The organism is Streptomyces sp. DSM 116793 (assembly GCF_057320905.1).
Genome location: NZ_CM170494.1, coordinates 4,971,648 through 4,989,915, shown reverse-complemented (window position 1 = coordinate 4,989,915; position 18,268 = coordinate 4,971,648). Strand labels below are relative to the sequence as shown.

The 18,268-nt window shown below is 73.3% G+C and carries 15 protein-coding genes; 4 read left to right on the top strand and 11 right to left on the bottom strand.

Annotated elements, in window-relative coordinates; translation table 11 throughout:
• Positions 1-82: 82 nt before the first annotated feature.
• Together phoP and phoR are read right to left on the bottom strand one after the other, a co-directional pair.
• Positions 83-763 (bottom strand): two-component system response regulator PhoP, encoded by a 681-nt coding sequence (phoP, locus tag ACSMXW_RS19380; protein ID WP_212907729.1) that lies wholly within the window; start codon positions 761-763, stop codon positions 83-85.
• A complete protein-coding gene (phoR, locus tag ACSMXW_RS19375) occupies positions 760-2,079 on the bottom strand; it encodes a two-component system sensor histidine kinase PhoR (RefSeq protein WP_485797974.1) in 1,320 nt (439 codons plus the stop codon). The genes phoP and phoR overlap by 4 nt, the downstream gene beginning before the upstream one ends.
• A 307-nt stretch (positions 2,080-2,386) precedes the next feature.
• Here phoR and phoU point away from each other — a divergent pair, with 307 nt between their 5' ends.
• Positions 2,387-3,100: a phosphate signaling complex protein PhoU gene (gene phoU / locus ACSMXW_RS19370; RefSeq protein WP_485797973.1), complete on the top strand. Its 714-nt coding sequence runs from the start codon at positions 2,387-2,389 to the stop codon at positions 3,098-3,100.
• A gap of 612 nt (positions 3,101-3,712) precedes the next feature.
• On the opposite strand, the gene ACSMXW_RS19365 is transcribed toward phoU, so the two are convergent.
• Positions 3,713-4,474, bottom strand: coding sequence for a phosphoglyceromutase (locus ACSMXW_RS19365; protein ID WP_485797972.1), 762 nt, complete (start codon positions 4,472-4,474; stop codon positions 3,713-3,715).
• A gap of 228 nt (positions 4,475-4,702) precedes the next feature.
• Here ACSMXW_RS19365 and ACSMXW_RS19360 point away from each other — a divergent pair, with 228 nt between their 5' ends.
• A complete protein-coding gene (locus tag ACSMXW_RS19360; protein ID WP_485797971.1) occupies positions 4,703-6,217 on the top strand; it encodes an MDR family MFS transporter in 1,515 nt (504 codons plus the stop codon).
• Between the two features lie 239 nt (positions 6,218-6,456).
• Here ACSMXW_RS19360 and ACSMXW_RS19355 read toward each other — a convergent pair whose 3' ends face one another.
• The 3 genes from ACSMXW_RS19355 to mshA form a co-directional block, all read right to left on the bottom strand.
• A complete protein-coding gene (locus tag ACSMXW_RS19355; RefSeq protein ID WP_485797970.1) occupies positions 6,457-7,263 on the bottom strand; it encodes an SAM-dependent methyltransferase in 807 nt (268 codons plus the stop codon).
• A 249-nt stretch (positions 7,264-7,512) separates the two neighbouring features.
• Complete coding sequence (locus ACSMXW_RS19350) at positions 7,513-8,016, bottom strand: type III secretion system chaperone family protein (protein ID WP_485797969.1); 504 nt, start codon at positions 8,014-8,016, stop codon at positions 7,513-7,515.
• 200 nt (positions 8,017-8,216) lie between these two features.
• The gene (gene mshA / locus ACSMXW_RS19345) at positions 8,217-9,563 is read right to left on the bottom strand and encodes a D-inositol-3-phosphate glycosyltransferase (RefSeq protein WP_485797968.1); all 1,347 of its coding nucleotides are present in this window, start codon (positions 9,561-9,563) and stop codon (positions 8,217-8,219) included.
• Between the two features lie 935 nt (positions 9,564-10,498).
• On the opposite strand from mshA, the gene ACSMXW_RS19340 reads away from it, so the two are divergent.
• Together ACSMXW_RS19340 and ACSMXW_RS19335 are read left to right on the top strand one after the other, a co-directional pair.
• A complete protein-coding gene (locus ACSMXW_RS19340) occupies positions 10,499-11,278 on the top strand; it encodes a class I SAM-dependent methyltransferase (protein WP_485797967.1) in 780 nt (259 codons plus the stop codon).
• Between the two features lie 426 nt (positions 11,279-11,704).
• Entirely contained in the window at positions 11,705-13,363 is a 1,659-nt protein-coding gene (locus ACSMXW_RS19335; protein WP_485797966.1) for a PP2C family protein-serine/threonine phosphatase, read from the top strand.
• Positions 13,364-13,573: 210 nt separating this feature from the next.
• Here the strand turns inward: ACSMXW_RS19335 and ACSMXW_RS19330 are convergent, their stop codons facing one another.
• The 5 genes from ACSMXW_RS19330 to ACSMXW_RS19310 all read right to left on the bottom strand — a co-directional run bounded on the left by ACSMXW_RS19330 (position 13,574) and on the right by ACSMXW_RS19310 (position 18,219).
• Positions 13,574-13,903 carry a DUF2516 family protein gene (locus ACSMXW_RS19330; RefSeq protein ID WP_485808153.1) on the bottom strand — a complete coding sequence of 110 codons (330 nt, stop codon included), beginning with the start codon at positions 13,901-13,903 and terminating at the stop codon, positions 13,574-13,576.
• A 176-nt stretch (positions 13,904-14,079) separates the two neighbouring features.
• Positions 14,080-14,700, bottom strand: coding sequence for a hypothetical protein (locus ACSMXW_RS19325; protein ID WP_485797965.1), 621 nt, complete (start codon positions 14,698-14,700; stop codon positions 14,080-14,082).
• A 58-nt stretch (positions 14,701-14,758) separates the two neighbouring features.
• Positions 14,759-15,250: a helix-turn-helix domain-containing protein gene (locus tag ACSMXW_RS19320; protein ID WP_485797964.1), complete on the bottom strand. Its 492-nt coding sequence runs from the start codon at positions 15,248-15,250 to the stop codon at positions 14,759-14,761.
• Positions 15,251-15,773: 523 nt separating this feature from the next.
• A complete protein-coding gene (locus ACSMXW_RS19315; protein WP_485797963.1) occupies positions 15,774-16,667 on the bottom strand; it encodes a trypsin-like serine protease in 894 nt (297 codons plus the stop codon).
• Between the two features lie 316 nt (positions 16,668-16,983).
• Positions 16,984-18,219 carry an LCP family protein gene (locus ACSMXW_RS19310; RefSeq protein ID WP_485797962.1) on the bottom strand — a complete coding sequence of 412 codons (1,236 nt, stop codon included), beginning with the start codon at positions 18,217-18,219 and terminating at the stop codon, positions 16,984-16,986.
• Positions 18,220-18,268: the final 49 nt, after the last annotated feature.

Genomic DNA, 18,268 nt, shown 5'->3' with positions numbered 1-18,268 from the left:
GCCCGAAGCGGCGCCACGCGGCCCGAAGCGGCGCCACGCGGCCCGAAGCGGCGCCACGCGGCCCGAAGCGGCGGCGTTCGGCCTACGGCTCGAACTTGTAGCCGAGGCCGCGCACCGTCACCAGGTAGCGGGGCGCGCCCGGGTCCGGCTCGATCTTGGCGCGCAGCCGCTTGACGTGCACGTCGAGCGTCTTGGTGTCGCCCACGTAGTCGGCGCCCCAGACGCGGTCGATGAGCTGCATCCGGGTGAGCACTCTGCCGGCGTTGCGCAGCAGCATCTCCAGCAGGTCGAACTCCTTGAGCGGCAGGTCGACCTTGGATCCCGAGACGGTGACCACATGGCGGTCCACGTCCATGCGGACCGGTCCCGCCTCCAGGGCGGCCGGGGTGACCTCCTCCGGCTCGCCGCGGCGGCGCAGCACGGCGCGGATCCGGGCGACCAGTTCGCGGGACGAGAAGGGCTTGGTGACATAGTCGTCGGCCCCTATCTCCAGGCCCACGACCTTGTCGATCTCGCTGTCCTTGGCGGTGACCATGATCACCGGGACGTTGGAGCGGCTGCGCAGCTGGCGGCAGACCTCGGTGCCGGGCAGACCGGGCAGCATCAGGTCGAGCAGGACGAGGTCCGCGCCGTTGCGCTCGAACTCGTCGAGGCCGTCGGGGCCCGTGGTGGACACGGCGACCTCGAAGCCCTCTTTGCGGAGCATGTAGGACAGGGCGTCGCTGAACGATTCCTCGTCCTCGACGACGAGCACTCGGGTCACGGAAGGACCTCCCGGGCGGTGAAGGGTTCGTACGGGGCTGAGACGGTCGTCTCGGTGGGCGGGCCGCCGTCGTCCGCGGCGTCGTCGCCGGCAGCGTCGGTGGCGGGCTCCTCCCGGGGCGCACGAGCGCGGGCCGCGCCCGCCTCCGGCAGCCGCAGAGTGAATGTGGAGCCCTGTCCCTCGGTGCTCCACACGGTGACCTCCCCGCCGTGCGAGGCGGCCACGTGCTTGACGATGGCGAGGCCGAGCCCGGTGCCTCCGGTGGCACGGGAACGGGCCGGGTCCACGCGGTAGAAGCGCTCGAAGATGCGCTCCTTGTCCTTCTCGGAGATGCCGATGCCCTGGTCGGTGACGGCGATCTCGATGTGGTCGCCGCCCGGCGCGGAGACCCGGCGGGCCGCGATGCCCACCCGGGTACGGGACGGGCTGTAGTTGACGGCGTTCTCCACGAGGTTGCCGAGGGCCGCGGCGAGCTGCCCGCGGTTGCCCCACACATAGAGGTCCTCGGTGCCGCCCTCGGCGGAAGGCCCCGCGGGCCCCCCGATCGACGCTGCCATGGTGATGTGCTTGGTGCCGGCCTGGTGGCGGCAGCGGTCGATGGCCTCGGCCGCCAGCTCGTCGACGCGGACCGGCTCCGCGTCCTCCAGCGGGTCGTCGTTCTGCACCCGGGAGAGGTCGATCAGCTCCTGGACGAGGCTGGTCAGGCGGGTGGCCTCGACCTGCATCCGGCCCGCGAAGCGCTCCACGGCCTCCGGGTCGTCGGACGCGTCGAGGACCGCCTCGGAGAGCAGCGAGAGCGCGCCCACCGGCGTCTTCAGCTCATGGCTCACATTGGCCACGAAGTCCCGGCGCACCGCCTCTATGCGGCGGGCCTCGGTCAGGTCCTCGACGAGCAGCAGCACCAGGCGGGAGCCGAGCGGCGCCACGCGGGCGGAGACGGCGAGCGCCTCGCCGCGGCCGGTGCCGCGGCGCGGCAGGTCCAGCTCGATCTGCCGTATCTCGCCGTCCCTGCGGGTGTCCCGGGCCATCTTCAGCATCGGCTCCACGGCGAGCCGGCCACCGCGCACCAGACCGAGGGCGTATGCGGCGGAGCTGGCCTTGACGACGGCGTCGGCCTCGTCGAGGACGACCGCGGAGGACCGGAGCACCGACAGGACCGTGTCGACGCCGGGGGGCAGCACGGGGTCGGTGTGCAGGGAGGTCCGGGTGGGTCTCTTCTGGTCGCGTTCGCTCCAGCGGAACGCCAGCGTCGCGGTCACACCGGTACACACACCGGCGATCGCAGTCGCTGCGGCGACCGCCGCGTTCACGTCCATGGCTCCAGGTTATGCGTGCCGCTGCCCCTGGCCACAGCCGTCCAGGTGTCACCTCGAACACTCGTCGCCCAGAGTTCACCTTCAGGTCAAAGGTGATTCATTTGCGATGTCGGAAACGGTCGCGTGTCAACGCGAACATGGGAGCGTGGGTTCACCCGGGCCGGGGAGGTTCCGGGGCGGCGGTCCGCCCGGCGGTGCCGGCGCGGTCCGCCCGGCGCGGCCGGCAGCGGCCGGCGGGGCCCGGAGAAGTCAGCAGGACCCGGAAGACCCCGGAAGACCCCGGAAGACTCAGAGAGGGACGAGCCACATGCGGGACGCGTACCACGAGGAACTGGACTCGATCGGCGAGGCCCTGGTCGACATGGCCCGCCTTGTCGGGTCGGCGATCGGGCGCGCCACCACGGCCATACTCGACGCCGACCTGAAGCTCGCGGAGAGCGTGATCGCCGCCGACCAGAAGATCGACGACCTCCAGCACGACCTGGAGGCACGGGCGATCGCGCTGCTCGCGCGGCAGCAGCCGGTGGCGACCGATCTGCGGATCGTGGTCACCTCGCTGCGGATGAGCGCGGACCTGGAGCGCTCCGGCGACCTGGCGCAGCACGTCGCCAAGCTGGCCCGGCTGCGCTTCCCGGAGCGTGCGGTCCCCCATGACCTGCACGCCACGATCCTGGAGATGGGGCAGCTCGCGCAGCGGCTGATGGCGAAGGCCGCGGAGGTCATCGTCACCAAGGACATCGACCTCGCGCTCCAGCTGGAGCAGGACGACGACGCGATGGACCTGCTGCACCGGACGCTGTTCCAGCACCTGATGGACGACCGCTGGAAGCACGGCATCGAGACGGCCGTCGACGTGACCCTGCTCGGCCGCTACTACGAGCGCTTCGCGGACCACGCGGTGTCGGTGGCCAAGCGGGTGGTGTACCTGGTGACGGGCGAGCACGCGGATGAGCTGCAACCGGACGTGCAGCCCGGCATCCAGGCGGAGGGGCAGGCCGTGGGGGGCGCGGACGGGGTCTGACCGGCGCCTCGGCGGACAGGGTGGGCCCGGGGTCTTCTGCGGGCTTATGAGTCTTTTCACACCCTTCGGGGCCTTCCGTGTGCGGGGGTGCGCAGGGGGATGCGCCCCCGGTCGGATCCGGTGCGCCCCGGGTCCGCGCACCGATGCGCCGTGGCCTCAAGCCTCCATGCGCCCTTGATGCGCCCGATGCGCCGGGGCTGCAATGGGCGGACGGAGACCGTGCCTGCGAGGAGGACCCCATGGCCGAATCCCCGATGACCGATGCTCCCCGAGAAGAACGTGCGCCCGAAGCGGTGCGGCATCTGCCGCTGCTCGGCGCCTGCGGCTGCGGCTCGGGCTGCGGCTGCGGCTGCCAGTCGGGGGCGCCCTGTCAGTGCGGTGGTCGTTGCGGCTGAGCCACCCCGTCGCCGCCATCGTGCTCCGCGCCGCCGGTGCCCGTCGCACCACGGTCACCGCGGCGCACCCATCCCCGAAGGGGCCCGCCCACCAGGGCGGGCCCCTTCCGCATTCCCTCGGCCCCGGCCCGCCTCCGGGGCGCGGGGCCGTGTCGGTACCCCTGCCGGGGCGCACCCCCCGCCGCCGGGTGACCGGCGAGGGAACCGGGGCGGCCCCTTACTTCTTGCGGCCCTGGTTCCTGACCGCCTCGATCGCCGCCGCGGCCGCCTCGGGGTCGAGGTACGTGCCGCCCTTGGTGACCGGACGGAACTCGGCGTCGAGCTCGTAGGAGAGCGGAATGCCGGTCGGAATGTTCAGCCCCGCGATGTCCGCGTCGGAGATGCCGTCCAAGTGCTTCACGAGCGCGCGCAGGCTGTTGCCGTGCGCGGCGACGAGCACCGTGCGCCCCGCGAGCAGATCCGGAACGATGCCGTCGTACCAGTACGGCAGCATCCGCACGACGACGTCCTTGAGGCACTCCGTGCGCGGCCGCAGCTCCGGCGGCACCGCCGCGTACCGGGGATCGTCGTGCTGCGAGAACTCCGCGTCGTCCGCGAGCGGCGGCGGCGGAGTGTCGTACGACCGGCGCCAGAGCATGAACTGCTCCTCGCCGAACTCCGCGAGCGTCTGCGCCTTGTCCTTGCCCTGGAGCGCCCCGTAGTGACGCTCGTTCAGCCGCCAGGAGCGGTGCACGGGGATCCAGAGCCGGTCCGCGGCCTCCAGGGCGAGCTGCGCGGTGCGGATCGCGCGCTTCTGGACGGAGGTGTGCACGACGTCGGGGAGCAGGCCCGCCTCCCGCAGCAGCTCACCGCCGCGGACGGCCTCCTTCTCGCCCTTCTCGTTCAGGTTGACGTCCACCCACCCGGTGAACAGGTTCTTCGCGTTCCACTCGCTCTCGCCGTGGCGGAGCAGAATCAGCTTGTACGGTGCGTCGGCCATGGGCCCGAGCCTAGTCGAGCCCCGCAACGCCCCGGCCCGGGGACCGCTGCGCGGACCGCCGGGCCGGACGGGCCCCGCACCCCGCGTCGTTTGACGGCGGACGTCAATTGAGTGGCACCGCGGACGAGCCGAAACGTAATCTCTGAATGCCACTTGAGACACTTACCGTCACCGTGAGGTGACCGTCCGGCGCGGTGCGGGCACCGCGGCCGCACCGTGGGGGGAGCCATGCCGCTGAAGACGATCACGCGGGCCGCGAGGGAGTCCGTGTCGGGGCTCCCGAGAGCGTTCTGGTGGCTGTGGACCAGCACCCTGATCAACCGCCTGGGCGGCTTCGCCGTCACCTTCCTGGCGATCTACCTCACGGCACAGCGCGGCTTCTCGGCCTCCTACGCGGGCCTGGTCGCCGCGCTCTACGGGCTGGGCGGCGTGGTGGCGTCGATCGGGTCGGGGGTGATGACGGACCGGCTGGGGCGGCGCCCCACCCTGCTGGTCGCGCAGACGTCGACCGCCGTGACGGTGGCCCTGCTCGGCTTTGTGACACACCCGGTGGCGATCGCGGCGGTGGCGCTGCTGCTGGGCATGGGGGCGAGCGCCTCCCGGCCCGCGGTCCAGGCCATGATGGCGGACATCGTCCGCCCCGAGGACCGCATCAGGGCGTTCTCGCTGAACTACTGGGCGATCAACCTCGGCTTCGCGGTCTCCTCGACGGCGGCGGGCTTCGTCGCCGAGATCAGCTACCGGGTCGGGTTCCTGATCGAGTCGGGCATGACGCTGCTGTGCGCGGTGGTCGTCTTCGTCAAACTGCCGGAGTCCCGGCCGGAACGGGACCGGTCCGAACGGGACCGGTCGGAACGGGACCGGTCGGAACGAGACCGGTCGGAACGAGACCGGTCTCAACGGGACCGGTCGGAACGAGACCGGTCTCAACGGGACCGGTCTCAACGGGACCGGTCGGAACGGGACCGGTCGGAACGGGACCGGCGGGAACGGCAGATCACCGGGGCCGCGGGATCCGCCGGCCCCACCGGGCGGAAGGCGGCCGGGGCCGGGCGGGCCACCGGGGCGGGGGCGCGGGCCGGAGCCGGCTCCGGCGGCGGCCGGGGCGGGGAGCCGGGCCTCGGGACCGTGCTGCGGGACGGCCGCTTCATGAGCGTCGTCGCGCTGTCCTTCGTGATCGCGCTGATCTTCCAGCAGGCCTATGTGGGCCTGCCGGTCGCCATGTCCCGCGCGGGCTTCAGCCCGGCCGACTACGGCCTGGCCATCGCCGTGAACGGCCTGCTGATCGTGGTCGTGCAGCTCCCGGTCACCCGGTTCATCGAGCGCCGCGACCCGCGGCGCCTGCTGGTCGTCTCCGCGCTGCTCGCGGGGTACGGCTTCGGGCTCACCGCCTTCGCGGGCTCGCTCGCCGTCTTCGTGCTGACGGTGTGCGTGTGGACCTTCGCCGAGATCATCAACGCGCCCACCCAGACCGGCCTGGTCGTCCGCCTCTCCCCCATCCACGCCCGCGGCCGCTACCAGGGCATGTACACGCTGTCCTGGTCGGTGGCGTCGCTCGCCGCGCCCCTGATGTCCGGCCTGGCGATCGACCACTTCGGCGCGGCCAGCCTCTGGGCCGCCTGCGCGGCCGTCGGCACGCTGGCCGCCCTCGGCTACGCCCTCCTGATGCGCGGCCTGCCCCGCGCCCCTCACCCGTCCCCTGACCCCTCCCCGGAGACCCGGCCGACGGAGGCCGCGGCCTGATCCTTCCCCCTCCCGCCCGGTGCGGGACGGCGCCCGGCAGGATGCCGCCGAGCTCCGGCGGAACCCGGCCGACCGCGGCCCGCACCAGTGCGCGGGCCCGGTGGGCCCGCCCGTCGCGGCCACCGCCCGGCGCGCCAGGCCGACCGTGCTCCACCAGGACGCCGGCTTCGTGACCCTCGCCCGCGTCACGGGCCGGCCCGTCCGCGGGATCACCGGCTGCCGCGGGCTCGGCCATGTGCTCAGGTGGCGGTGGCCGGGGGTTCGGGGATGCGGGCCACTCCCGCGTAGACGCCGTTGACCTCGAACTTCGGGGCCGGGGTGCCCTGGTACCACTCGCAGGTGGTGACCAGGCCCGGGGGGACGAGGTCCAGGCCGTCGAAGAAGCGCTCCACCTCGGCGCGGGTGCGGGCGCGCAGCGTGATGCCGCCCTCCCCGTAGGCGCTGCCGATGCGGTCGGCCAGCTCCGGGTACGGGTCGTAGGTACCGTGCGAGAAGATCAGGGCACTGCCGGGCGCCAGGGCGTCGACGAGGGTGCGGACGAGGCCGTAGGGGTCCTCGTCGTCGCCGATGAAGTGCAGCAGGGCGAGCAGGGACAGCGCGACGGGGCGCGTGAAGTCCAGGACCTCCGCGGCGCCCGACAGGATCGTGCGCGGGTCGCGGACGTCCGCCTGGATGTAGTGCGTGGCGCCCTCCGGGGTGCCCACCAGCAGGGCCTCCGCGTGCCGCAGCACGATCGGGTCGTTGTCCGCGTAGGCGATCCGGGCGGACGGGACGATCTCCTGGACGACCTGGTGGAGGTTGGGCTCGGTGGGTATGCCGGTGCCGACGTCCAGGAACTGGTCGATGCCCTGCCGGGCCGCCCACGCCACGGCGCGGTGCATGAAGGCCCGGTTGAGCCGTGCGCTGCGGTGCGCGATCTTCGGCAGCTTCTCGCCCACCAGCCGGTCCACCTTGTAGTGGTCCTTGCCGCCCAGCATGTAGTCGTAGACCCGCGCCGGATGCGGCTTGCTGGTGTCGACCTGCGGCTTGGGCCTTCCTGCCGTCATGAGGGCGCTCCCGGGCTGCTCTGCGCGGCCCCGCCGCCCCCGGCCGGCGCGGCGGGCCCTGGGCGGTCGGTGTGACCACGGCTGGGTTCCGTTGTCTCCGGCTGCCCAGCCTGCCACACCAATCGCTGCATGGACGCGTCAATTCCACCTCGGCCGGCCCGGGTTCGACCGGGTTCGCCCGGGCCGGCCCGGCGCGGGCGGGGTGGGCCGGCGCGGTGCGGAAGCCTCTCGCGGACGGTGGGAACGGCGTCAGGAGGTGGGACGCTGGGTCAGATGTGTGAACGCCGCCAGATTGCGGGTGGATTCGCCGCGGGACACCCGCCAGGCGTACTCCTTGCGGATCGCCGAGGCGAACCCCAGCTCCAGGAGCGTGTTGAAGCTGCCGTCCGCCGCCTCGAGCACCGAGCCGAGCAGCCGGTCGAGCTCGTCCTCGGTGACCGCGCCCAGCGGCAGCTTGCCGACCAGGTAGACGTCGCCGAGCCGGTCGATCGCGTAACTCACCCCGTACAGCTTGAGGTTGTGCTCCAGCAGCCAGCGGTGCACGCCCTCCTCGTTCTCGTCCGGGCGCCGGATCACGAACGCGTTCAGGGAGAGCGCGTGGCGGCCGACGATCAGCGAGAGCGTGGTGGACAGCTTCCTGGTGCCCGGAAGCTGCACGACGTAGCTGCCGCGTTCGGGGCTCTCCCATGCGAGGTCGGCGCCCCGGAGGGTCGCCTCGATGCACTCCATGGCCCTGGTCTGCGCGTCGCCCATGGGGCGAGGGTACGGGAGGGGGGCGGTGGAAGTGGGTCTTGACCGGCTTGGGGGTGGTCTTGGGCGCGGGGGTGGTCTTGGGCGCGGGGTGGTCTGGGGCCTTCGTGGGTCGTCTTGGGGCTTGGGACGGTCCCAGCGCCTCTTCGTGAGGTCTCAGGCGGGCCGCCCGGCGGCTGTGTGCCGCTCTGTGCTGGGCCGCGTCAGCCGGTGTGGCTGCGGACGCGGTGGCGGTGGTCCTGGAGGGCGGCCGTGTAGACGGCCGCCGTGGCGGAGGCCGCGGTGCCCCAGCCGAAGGACTGTGCGTGCTGGGCGGCCGCCCCGCCGAGCCGGTCCGTCAGGGACGGATCATCGGCGAAATCGGCTAGCACGCGCGCGTACGCCGCCGGTTCGTGGCCCTGGACGAGGAAGCCGGTGGCCCCGTCGCGGACCGCGACCGGCAGCCCGCCGACCGCCGCCGCGAGCACGGGCGTACCCGCCGCCTGCGCCTCCACGGCCACCAGGCCGAACGATTCGCTGTACGACGGCATGACGAGCAGTGAGGCGGCCCGGAACCAGTCCGCCAGCTCGTCCTGACGCACCGGCGGCCGGAAGCGGACCACGTCCGCGATGCCGAGCAGCGCGGCGAGCTTCTGCAACCGCTCCGGCTTGGCGAGGCCGGTGCCGCTCGGGCCGCCCACCACGGGGACGACGATGCGTGAACGCAGCTCCGGGCGCTCCTCCAGGAGCACGCCGACGGCGCGCAGCAGCACGTCGGGGCCCTTCAGGGGCTGTATGCGGCCGGCGAAGAGCGGGATCAGGGCGTCCTGCGGCAGGCCGAGGCGGGCGCGGGCGGCGGCGCGGCCGTCCGCGGGCCGGAAGACGTCCAGGTTGACGCCGGGGTGCACGACGGCGACCTTCGCCGGGTCTGCGGCATAGTGACGCACCAGCTCGTCGGCCTCCCCCGCGGTGTTGGCGACGAGCCGGTCGGCGGCGTGGACCACCTGCGTCTCGCCGATCACGCGGGCCGCGGGCTCCGGGGTGTCGCCGTCGGCCAGGGCGGCGTTCTTGACCTTGGCCATGGTGTGCATGGCGTGCACCTGGGGGACGCCCCAGCGCTGGGCGAGCAGCCAGCCGACCTGGCCGGAGAGCCAGTAGTGGGAGTGCACGAGGTCGTAGTGGCCCGGGCGGTGGTCGGCCCAGGCCTGCAGGACGCCGTGCGTGAAGGCGCAGAGCTGGGCCGGCAGCTCCTCCTTGGTCAGGCCGCCGTAAGGGCCGGCGTCCACGTGGTGCACCAGGACGCCGGGCGTGAGCTCGACGGTGGGCGGGAGGCTGCCGCTGGTGGCGCGGGTGAAGATCTCGACGTCGATGCCGAGGGTGGCGAGGCGGCGGGCCAGTTCCACGATGTAGACGTTCATGCCGCCTGCGTCGCCCGTGCCCGGCTGGTGGAGGGGGGAGGTGTGGACGCTGAGCATGGCCACCCGGCGGGGCCTGCGGGGGCCGCCCGGCAGGCGGAGCCGGGCGGGGGCGCCTGATGCGCGGCGTCCGAGCCTGGTCACGTGACGGGTCACCTGGTGTCCTCCTTGCGTGCCGCGGCCTGTCGTGCCGCTCGGTCGGCCGTGCGCCTCGGCCATCCGCTTCGCCTCGGGGTGGCCGGGTGTTGCGGGTGTTGCGTGTTGTTACGTGTTGCGTCGTTGCGTTGCTGTTGCGTTGTTGCTGAGCGTTACGCGGTGGTACGGGTTGGTGCGTTCTGCTCCGCGGTGGCCTGGCGGGTGGGGCTGCTCGGGCATGGCTCAGGGGAGGATGTGCGGTTTCCTCCTGTGGGCAGCAACAGCGGAGCCTCGGCTTCCATTTCCGCTTTACGCAATGATTACCTACGACTCCGGTGAGTCCCCTTTGCGGCGGGGTGTTCTGGGTCTCACGGGGCTGGGGTGCGGGGCACGGCTTTCGCGCTGTGGGGTGCGGCTTGGGTGTGCTGTGGGCGGGTGCGGCTTGGGTGTGCTGTGGGCGGGTGCGCCTTGGGTGCGCTGTGGGCGGGGTGATCTGGCGAGGGCTGCTCTCGTCGTGGCTCGTGCGCCTTCGGTTTCGTTGGGGGCGGGGCCGCGGGGGGATATCCGTCCTCGGTCCGGCGCCCTCCGTAGGGGTTCGGGTTCTCTGGTCGTGGCGCCGGACACTGCGGGCGGACATCCCCCCACGTCCCCTCACCTCTCGTCGGCGGCTGCGGCCCGGTGGGCCCGCAGCTTCCAGCCACGAGCCACCACTGCGCCCCCTCCCGCCAGCACCAGCCAATGACGTACGGCACCCGGACGGTGCTGGCCTTCCCCCTCTGGGGCGGACGGGGAAGGGGGAGGAGCCACCGGGTCGGGGAAAGAGTCGCCTCCGACCCCGGGGGAGCGAACAACCTGTTCGGGGACTTACGCTCGGGGGCGTGGTTGGTCGCGCCCCCTCCCCCCGCCCCGTAGGCGTGGTGACGCGCGGAACCACGCACCCGAATCGCCTCCGCCGAATGGACCGCTGGATAGCCGCCACCCACGGCGCCGAACTACGCCGCACCCCCACCCCCCTCGCCGTGGACCTCGGCTTCGGCGCCGCCCCCTGGACCGCCGTCGAACTGCTCGGGCGACTGCGCAGAGTGGCCCCCGCCACCCGCGTCGTGGGCGTCGAGATCGACCCGGCCAGGGTCGCCGCCGCCCAGCCGTACGCCCGCGAGGGCCTCCTCTTCCGCCGCGGCGGCTTCGAGATCCCGGTCACCGAGTTCGAACGCGCTCCCGGTACGGAGGCCTCCTCCCCGGGGCTGACGCTGATCCGGGCCGCCAACGTGCTGCGCCAGTACGACGAGGCGGAGGTGGCCGGCGCGTGGGAGCGGTTGTGTGCGCGGCTCGCGCCGGCGGACCCGGCACGCGGGTCGCGGGGCGGGCTGCTGGTGGAGGGAACCTGCGACGAGATCGGGCGCCGGCACGTGTGGGTGGCGCTGGGGCCGGAGGGGCCGCGCACGGTGACGTTCGCGGCCCGGCTGGCCTCCCTCGGCGCCCCTTCCGACCTCGCGGAACGGCTCCCGAAGGCGCTTATCCACCGGAACGTTCCCGGTGAACCCGTGTACGCGTTTCTACGGGACTTCGATCGCGCGTGGGCGGCCGCGGCGCCTTATGGCGCGTACGGGGTACGGCAACGGTGGGTCGCGGCGGTCCGCGCGCTGACGGACCGGTGGCCGGTCGTGGACGGCCCGCCCCGCTGGCGCCACGGCGAGCTGACGCTCCCCTGGTCCTCGCTCTCCCCTCACGCCTGACCTGGCCGACGCGGCGATCGGCCGGCAGGCCTCGGGCGTCGTTCGAGGGGTGGTCACCGGGACTACACAGCAGTCCCCTTCACCGACCGGCACAGCTGGACATGCGTCCGATGCGTGCGGGCCATGGGCATGCGCGTCCATCGAGGTACGAACGCCTCACCGCGCCACAGCTCCCCACACACACAAGTGAGCCACCTCACGTGGCCTCCGGCCGGTCTGCGGGTCGGCAGCAACCCCCGAGGGGTGAGATTCGTCATCATGTGTACGACTGTGACCTGCCCAAGTGCGTTACCGGTTGCGGCATATGACGGGGGTCGTTTCCCCACCGGCATTCCCTTGCGGTGGCGGCACCCGCTATGGTCCCCGTCGGTGGGTCGTCGCTCGACGTCCCACCATGCCCTCGGGGGGAGGGAAGGAACCAAGCCAATGCCCGTACCCGTACCGCGGCAGAGAAAAGTCCCGGCCGCGGAGAGTGGTCAGGCTCACACCCCGTCGGCCTCCGCGCCGGACGACACCGCCCATACCCGTACCGACGTGCACGCACAGAACACCGCGCACGCCGGTGGCCCCTGCACACCCGGCTCCACCGGCACGGCCACCCCCGACACCCCCGAAGCATCCGGTACCGGCACAAGCAGCGGCACCCCCACCGCACCCGAATCCGCCGACCGCACCGCCCCGCACGGCTCAGCCGCCCGCTGCGACATCCCTGCGGCCCCCGCCGGCGCCCCCCTCACCCTGCTGGTGATCGAGGACGACCCCACCCGCCCCCTGACCCTCCCCGAACTCTTCGACGCCGCGGGCAACCCCATCCGCGTCCGCACCGCCCGCAACCTCACCGAGGCCGAGCGGCTGCTCACCGACGACGTGCACTGCATCCTGCTGGACCTGGCACTGTCCGCCTCGGACCTGCCCCGGGAGCCCGCCCCGGCAGCGGCCACCGCCCGCACGACCCGCGCGAACGCGACTCACACGGCCCACGCACACGCGCCCCGCACGGCCGCCTCCGGCACAGGAGTCTCACCCACAGGCCCCACCCGCGCCACGGACCTCGGCTCCCCCGCCTCGGGAAGCCTCGCCTCGGGAAGCCTCGCGGACCATCCCGACGAACCGGATGAACTGGCCACCCTCAAGCAGGTCCTGCGCCTCGCGCCCCGCCACGCCGTCCTGGCGCTCACCGCATCGGAGAACGTGGAGGGCGGCGCGGCGGCCGTACGGGTCGGCGCCCAGGACTACCTGCTGCGCGACGAGCTCGACGCCCGCCTGCTCAGCCGCGCCATCCGCTACGCCGTGGAGCGCAAGCGCGCCGACGCGGCCCAGCGCCAGCTCACCGAGTCCAGGCTGCGCGCGCAGGAGAACGCCCGTCTGGAGCGCGGGCTGCTGCCCACCCCGCTGCTCGAGGGTTCGATGCTGCGCTTCGCGGCGCACTACCGCCCCGGCCGCTCCCGGGCGCTGCTGGGCGGTGACTTCTACGACACGGTGCGGACCCCGGACGGCACGGTGCACGCCATGATCGGCGACGTCTGCGGCCACGGCCCGGACGAGGCGGCGCTCGGCGTGGAACTGCGGATCGCCTGGCGCGCCCTGACCCTGGCGGGCCTGACCGGCGACGAGCTGCTGCGCACGCTGCAGCAGGTCCTGGAGCACGAACGCGCCGACGAGGAGATCTTCGCCACACTCTGCACGGTGGACATCGCCCCGGACGGCCTGAGCGCCGGCTTCTGCCTGGCCGGCCACCCCGCGCCGCTGCTCGTCCCGCAGGACGTCCCGGCCGGGCTGCTGCCGCACGACAGCACCGGCCCGGCGCTCGGCATCCTGCCGCAGGCCGGCTGGGAGCGCGCAGAGGTGGAGCTGGGCCCGGCGTGGAGCCTGATGCTGTACACGGACGGCCTGATAGAGGGCCGGGTCGGCGACGGCACCCAGCGGCTCGGGCAGGACGGCATGGTGGAGATGGTCCGCCGCCAGCTGGCCCGGGGCCTCACGGGTGACGAGTTGCTGGCGGCCGCGGTGAACGAGGCCCGCGACCTCAACCGCGGCGAGCTCACGGACGACGTGGCGATCCTGCTCCTGGACCGGGCGCCCTGAAACGTCCCGGCAGGTCAGCCGGCGGATCAGCGTGTCCCCGCGAGGTGGGCACGGCACGGTACGGACACGGTCCCCACGGGCGGACACGGACCGACCGCACGTGCGCGGCCGGACGAGGACCACAGCACAGGTGACCCGCCCCCGGCGGCTGACGGCCGTCGGCTACCCGACTGCCCGGCTACCCGGCTACCCGGCTGCCGGCGAACGGCCTCAGCGGCCGTTGAACGGCCCGTAGGGCCCGTCGCTGCTGGAGCCGCCGCGGCGCGGCCCGCCGCCGGTGATCGCGCGGATCGCCGGGCGGACGTCCACCATGTACACGATCGTGGCGATCAGGCCGATGATGGGCAGGAACGACAGGATCGGGAAGATCAGGCTCACCACGAAGGCCAGCCCGAGGATGATCAGCCAGAACGGCTTGGTCTGCTTGTCGACCGCGCGGTAGGCGTCCTCGCGCCGGAACGCGGCGTCGAACAGCGCGAAGCCGCTGAAGACGATCAGGGCGACGTTCAGCAGCCACATGACTCCTGCGAACCCCTGCATCAGCACTACGTCCACCACCCGTGTCGACTCGTCCTTGTGCGGCCACCGTACCCGGAGAACGTACGGGGCACGCCGGTCGTGCCCGAGCCCGCACGCGCCGGTGCCGCCGTCGGCACCCGCGCCACCCGCTCGGCCGGACCGGTCGCCGCGCCGCGCCGGTCACCTCACCGGACCGGTCACTTCGCCGGCGGAGTGGTCTTCTTCGTGCCGTTCCTGCGGGCCGTCGTCTTCTTCGCGGGGGTCTTCCTTGCGGTCGCGGAAGCCGCCGGGGACGTCTTGGGAGCGGTGGCGCTGGTGCCGCGCCCGGCGGGCTCGTCCTTGACGGCGACGGGGCCCGGCTTGTCGGTGTCGCCCGCGGGCTCGACGGCGGGGGCCGGCTCCGTGGCGGTCTCGCCGCGCCACGTCCTCACCGCCTGCTCGCCGTGCTCGGCGACCTTCTCGTACGTCTCCCGCGCCTTGACGGCGTACTCGACGGCCACGCCGACGCCGCGCAGCGCCAGGCCCTGGGCGGACTCGCCGAGCTTCTTCAGGTCGGTGTCGAGCTGGCCGATGAGCCCCGTCACCGCGGTCTGGACGGTGCCCTGCACATCCCTGGCGCGTGCGGCGGCGCGGTCCTGGAGCTCACGGGGGTCGGTGCGGCGCACGGCCTCGAAGCGCGCGGGCGCCTCGGTACGGAGCTGCTCGACCAGGCCCGGAACCTTCTTGGCCTGCTGCAGGGCCAGGTCCGCGGTGCCGGCGGCGAAGTAGAGCGGGGTCGGGTCGGAGAAGGTCTTGCGCAGGTCGTCGGTGATGGCCATGAGGGTGGTCCTCCCGGTGGTCTCGGTCGGGGCGGCCCGCGAGGGCCGCCCCCTGGGGTCAGTGATCGTCGTGCTTCGGCGGGGCATCGCCCGTGCCTCCGTCTCCAGGTGCCCCGGAGCCTGCCGCGGCATCCACGGCGTCCGCGCCGACCGCGCCGCCGGCCGCCTCGCCGGGGGCGGTTCCGACGCCGGTGCCGGGGCCCGGGGCGGCGTTCTCCCTGCGGAACGAGTCGTAGATCTGCAGCAGCACCTGCTTCTGCCGTTCGTTCAGCGACGGGTCGGAGAGGATGACGGCACGCGTCTCCAGCTCGTCGCGGCGGCGCTCGTCGAGGATCCCGGCGCGCACGTACAGCGTCTCCGCGGAGATCCGCAGCGCCTTGGCGACCTGCTGGAGCACCTCGGCGCTCGGCTTGCGCAGCCCGCGCTCGATCTGGCTGAGATACGGGTTCGACACCCCTGCGGCCTCGGCGAGCTGACGCAGCGACAACTGCGCGTGCCGCCGCTGCTCGCGGAGGTACTCGCCGAGATTGCCCACGTTGAGCGATGCCATGCCCTGATACTGACCCACTTTGCTAACTCTTGCAAGCACCCGCTTGCAAGAGTGCGCTACGCCACGCGCCGAGCGGCTGAGCCCGGAGACCAGATGCCTCTCTTCCCGGCACATCCGCATAGCCGCAGCGGACGCACGGGCAGCATGGGGAAGCACGCAGCATGCGCCCGAATGACTGGCACCTCACCGAAGACGTCGACGACTTCCTCGCCCCGAGCCGGCGACTTTCTGCGCTCGCGTCCCGCCCTGCACACCACGCCGCTGACAGCGATCGGGGAACGGGGCCGAGTCGTGAACGCCCAGGACCATGAGCAACTCGTGTGTGGGCGCCGTGAGTTCCGCGTCGGCAGTGGGGAGGACATCTCCGTAGACGCAACTTGGCCAGCTACGGGGGTTCTCCGGGGGACGCGGCCTCCGGCTGTGGCCGAGCGCTTCGAAGCGGGGCTCCGGGCCACCGGACACCCCCGGGCCGCCGGACACCCGGGCCGCCGGACGGCTCCGGCGGTCCGGGTGTGGCGGGTGGCTACGGCAGGGTGACGAACGGGGAGAGGAAGGCTCGGGCTTCGGGTGTGTCCAGGCGGTAGGCGACGTTCGTGGCGTAGCACGGGGTGTCGCCGGTGATGGTGGTCGCCACCAGTGTCCGCACGCCGTCGATCTCGGCGAAGTCGGGGCCGCCGGAATCGCCGTAGCAGGCGCCGCCGTTGCCCTGCGGTGCGGTCATGGCCAGCCGGACCCAGGCGTCGTTCAGGGCGTCGAAGGTCACCGGGGCCTTCATCCGGACGCCGCCGCCCGGGTGGGTCTGGCCGCCGGAGCCGCGGGCCGCCTCCTGTGTGCCGTACCCGGCGACGGTGAAGTCGGTGCCGTTCAGGCCCTGCGGGCCGAGCGCGTCGAGGCTGCCCGCGGTCGGGAGGGTGGCGGGAGTGAAGGACCAGCGGCTCTTCACCGCGCTCGCCGGGAGTTCGATCACGGCCATGTCGTGCGGGTCCGAGCTGGGCCCCGGGTACGCGGGGTTCGTGTGCGCCCGGCCCTGGACGCCCACCTGGGCCGCGACGGCCGCGGGATCGCCCGGGTGGTCGGCCGCGGCCGCGTCCAGCGCGCCCTGCACGTCCTGGTCGAGCGAGACGTAGAACGTCACGTTCGCCGGCCAGTCGCTGGTGCAGTGCGCCGCGGTGAGGAAGGTGTCCGCGTCGACCATCGTGCCGGAGCAGACCCAGTCAACCTGGTCGGGGGTGCCGGGATCGCCGTCGTCGTCCCAGGTGGCGATGAGCGCGCCGACCTCGGTGCGCTCGGGGGCCGGAGTGGCGTTGTACGAGTTGATGGCGGCGGCCGGGAAGGACGACGCCAGCATCAGGGCGGCCGCGGCCGAGGCGACCGCGGCCGTTCCTGCGAGGGTGGCGCGCAAGTGTCTGATCCGCACGGTGGACTCCTGACGAGGTCGGTGTCGACGGACTGTTCGAGTGGAGCATCCACAGCGGACAGCGCACGCCGGCCCCGAACCGTCACTCCCGGCGGCCGTACGGCCCGCGCCCGACCCCCCGACCGGCCGACCAACCGACCAACCGACCGGCCGCCCGACCAGCCGACCGGCCCGCCGCCGTCCCGCGGGGCAGTCCACCGCCGCACCCCCCGCATACCGCCACACCCGGCGCCCACCGCCGTACCGGCCGGACGCCCACCCGCGCCCGCCCGCCCCGCCCTACCGGACGTCCACCACCGCGCCGCCCGCCGCCGCCCTACCGGACGTCCACCGGCCGGTCCTCGCGCAGGTTCGTGAAGAGCCGCTTCGCGCGGGGCGCGTCCCACTGGACGGCGCTGCCCTTCGGGGTACTGAGGCCGAGGTCGGCCACCGGGACGTCCATCCGGTGGCCGGCGCCGGCCGCGGCGTCCCGCATCGCGCGGAACAGCGACGCGAGAGTCCACGGAGTCATGTCCCTGTCCACGACGAGGGTGCGCAGCCCGGCGCTCACCGTCGGGTACGCCTTGAGCGGGTCGAGCGCGACACCGGGCGTGGCGGCCTTGTGGGCGAGCGCCGAAAGGAACTTCTGCTGGTTCATCGTGCGTCCCAGGTCGCCCCGGGCCTCCTGGTGGCGCTGGCGGACGAACGCGAGCGCCTTCGGACCGTCCAGGACGTGGCAGCCCTTCGTCAGCGCCAGGCCCGAGTTCCGGTCCCTGACGTCCCGGTCCACGCACATGCGGACACCGCCGACGGCGTTCACGACGTCCACGAAACCCGAGAAGCCCACCTCCGCGTAGTGGTCGATGTGCAGGCCGGTGTTGTACTCGACGGTCCGCACCAGCAGGTCGGGGCCGCCCAGCGCGTACGACGCGTTCAGCTTGTTCTTCGCGGCCGGGAAGTGCTCCCCGGTCTCGGGACGGATGTGGGAGGGGATGGTCAGCCATGAGTCGCGCGGCAGGCTGACCATCGTGGTGCCGTGGGCGCCGGTGTGCAGCAGGATCATCGAGTCGGTGCGGCCGCCGCCGGCGGAGCCCGTGTGCAGGTTCCGCTTGGCCGCCGCGGAGAGGCCCTGGCGGCTGTCGGAGCCCACGATGAGGTAGTTGGTGCCGGCACCGCGCGGCGGCCGGTCGGGGACCTTGCCCAGGTCCACCGTGCGGTTGAGCTGGGTGTCGGCCCAGACGTACGAGCCTATGGAGGCCATGACCAGCAGCGCGAGCAGCAGGACGAGGACCCGGGCGGCCCTGCGGCGCCGGCTGGCCCGGGCCCTGGGCGGCCTGCCCCGGGGGCCGTGGCCACCGGGGACACCACCGGGGAAGCCGCCCGGGACCGGCCCCGCATAGGGGCCCTCCGCGGGGGGACCGCCCACCGGGAGCCGGACCGCGTAGGGCCCGCCCGCGGGGAGCCGCCCCATGGGATGCGGGTGCGCAGCCGCGACGGGCACGACGGCGCGCGGCGCGCCCGTCGCACCGTCGTCCCGGCCTCCGCCGGGCCACCCTCCGTGCCGGTCACTCATCGGCACATCCTGCATATTCACCGTTCCCTCTCGCGAATATCTCGTGACG

What these genes read in the sequence shown, in the direction of transcription:
- phoR (WP_485797974.1), bottom strand. Translation starts at nt 2,079, where the DNA reads ATGGACGTGAACGCGGCGGTCGCCGCAGCGACTGCGATCGCCGGTGTG.
- phoU (WP_485797973.1), top strand. Translation starts at nt 2,387, where the DNA reads ATGCGGGACGCGTACCACGAGGAACTGGACTCGATCGGCGAGGCCCTG.
- ACSMXW_RS19365 (WP_485797972.1), bottom strand. Translation starts at nt 4,474, where the DNA reads ATGGCCGACGCACCGTACAAGCTGATTCTGCTCCGCCACGGCGAGAGC.
- ACSMXW_RS19360 (WP_485797971.1), top strand. Translation starts at nt 4,703, where the DNA reads ATGCCGCTGAAGACGATCACGCGGGCCGCGAGGGAGTCCGTGTCGGGG.
- ACSMXW_RS19355 (WP_485797970.1), bottom strand. Translation starts at nt 7,263, where the DNA reads ATGACGGCAGGAAGGCCCAAGCCGCAGGTCGACACCAGCAAGCCGCAT.
- ACSMXW_RS19350 (WP_485797969.1), bottom strand. Translation starts at nt 8,016, where the DNA reads ATGGGCGACGCGCAGACCAGGGCCATGGAGTGCATCGAGGCGACCCTC.
- ACSMXW_RS19340 (WP_485797967.1), top strand. Translation starts at nt 10,499, where the DNA reads ATGGACCGCTGGATAGCCGCCACCCACGGCGCCGAACTACGCCGCACC.
- ACSMXW_RS19335 (WP_485797966.1), top strand. Translation starts at nt 11,705, where the DNA reads ATGCCCGTACCCGTACCGCGGCAGAGAAAAGTCCCGGCCGCGGAGAGT.
- ACSMXW_RS19330 (WP_485808153.1), bottom strand. Translation starts at nt 13,903, where the DNA reads ATGCAGGGGTTCGCAGGAGTCATGTGGCTGCTGAACGTCGCCCTGATC.
- ACSMXW_RS19325 (WP_485797965.1), bottom strand. Translation starts at nt 14,700, where the DNA reads ATGGCCATCACCGACGACCTGCGCAAGACCTTCTCCGACCCGACCCCG.
- ACSMXW_RS19320 (WP_485797964.1), bottom strand. Translation starts at nt 15,250, where the DNA reads ATGGCATCGCTCAACGTGGGCAATCTCGGCGAGTACCTCCGCGAGCAG.
- ACSMXW_RS19310 (WP_485797962.1), bottom strand. Translation starts at nt 18,219, where the DNA reads ATGAGTGACCGGCACGGAGGGTGGCCCGGCGGAGGCCGGGACGACGGT.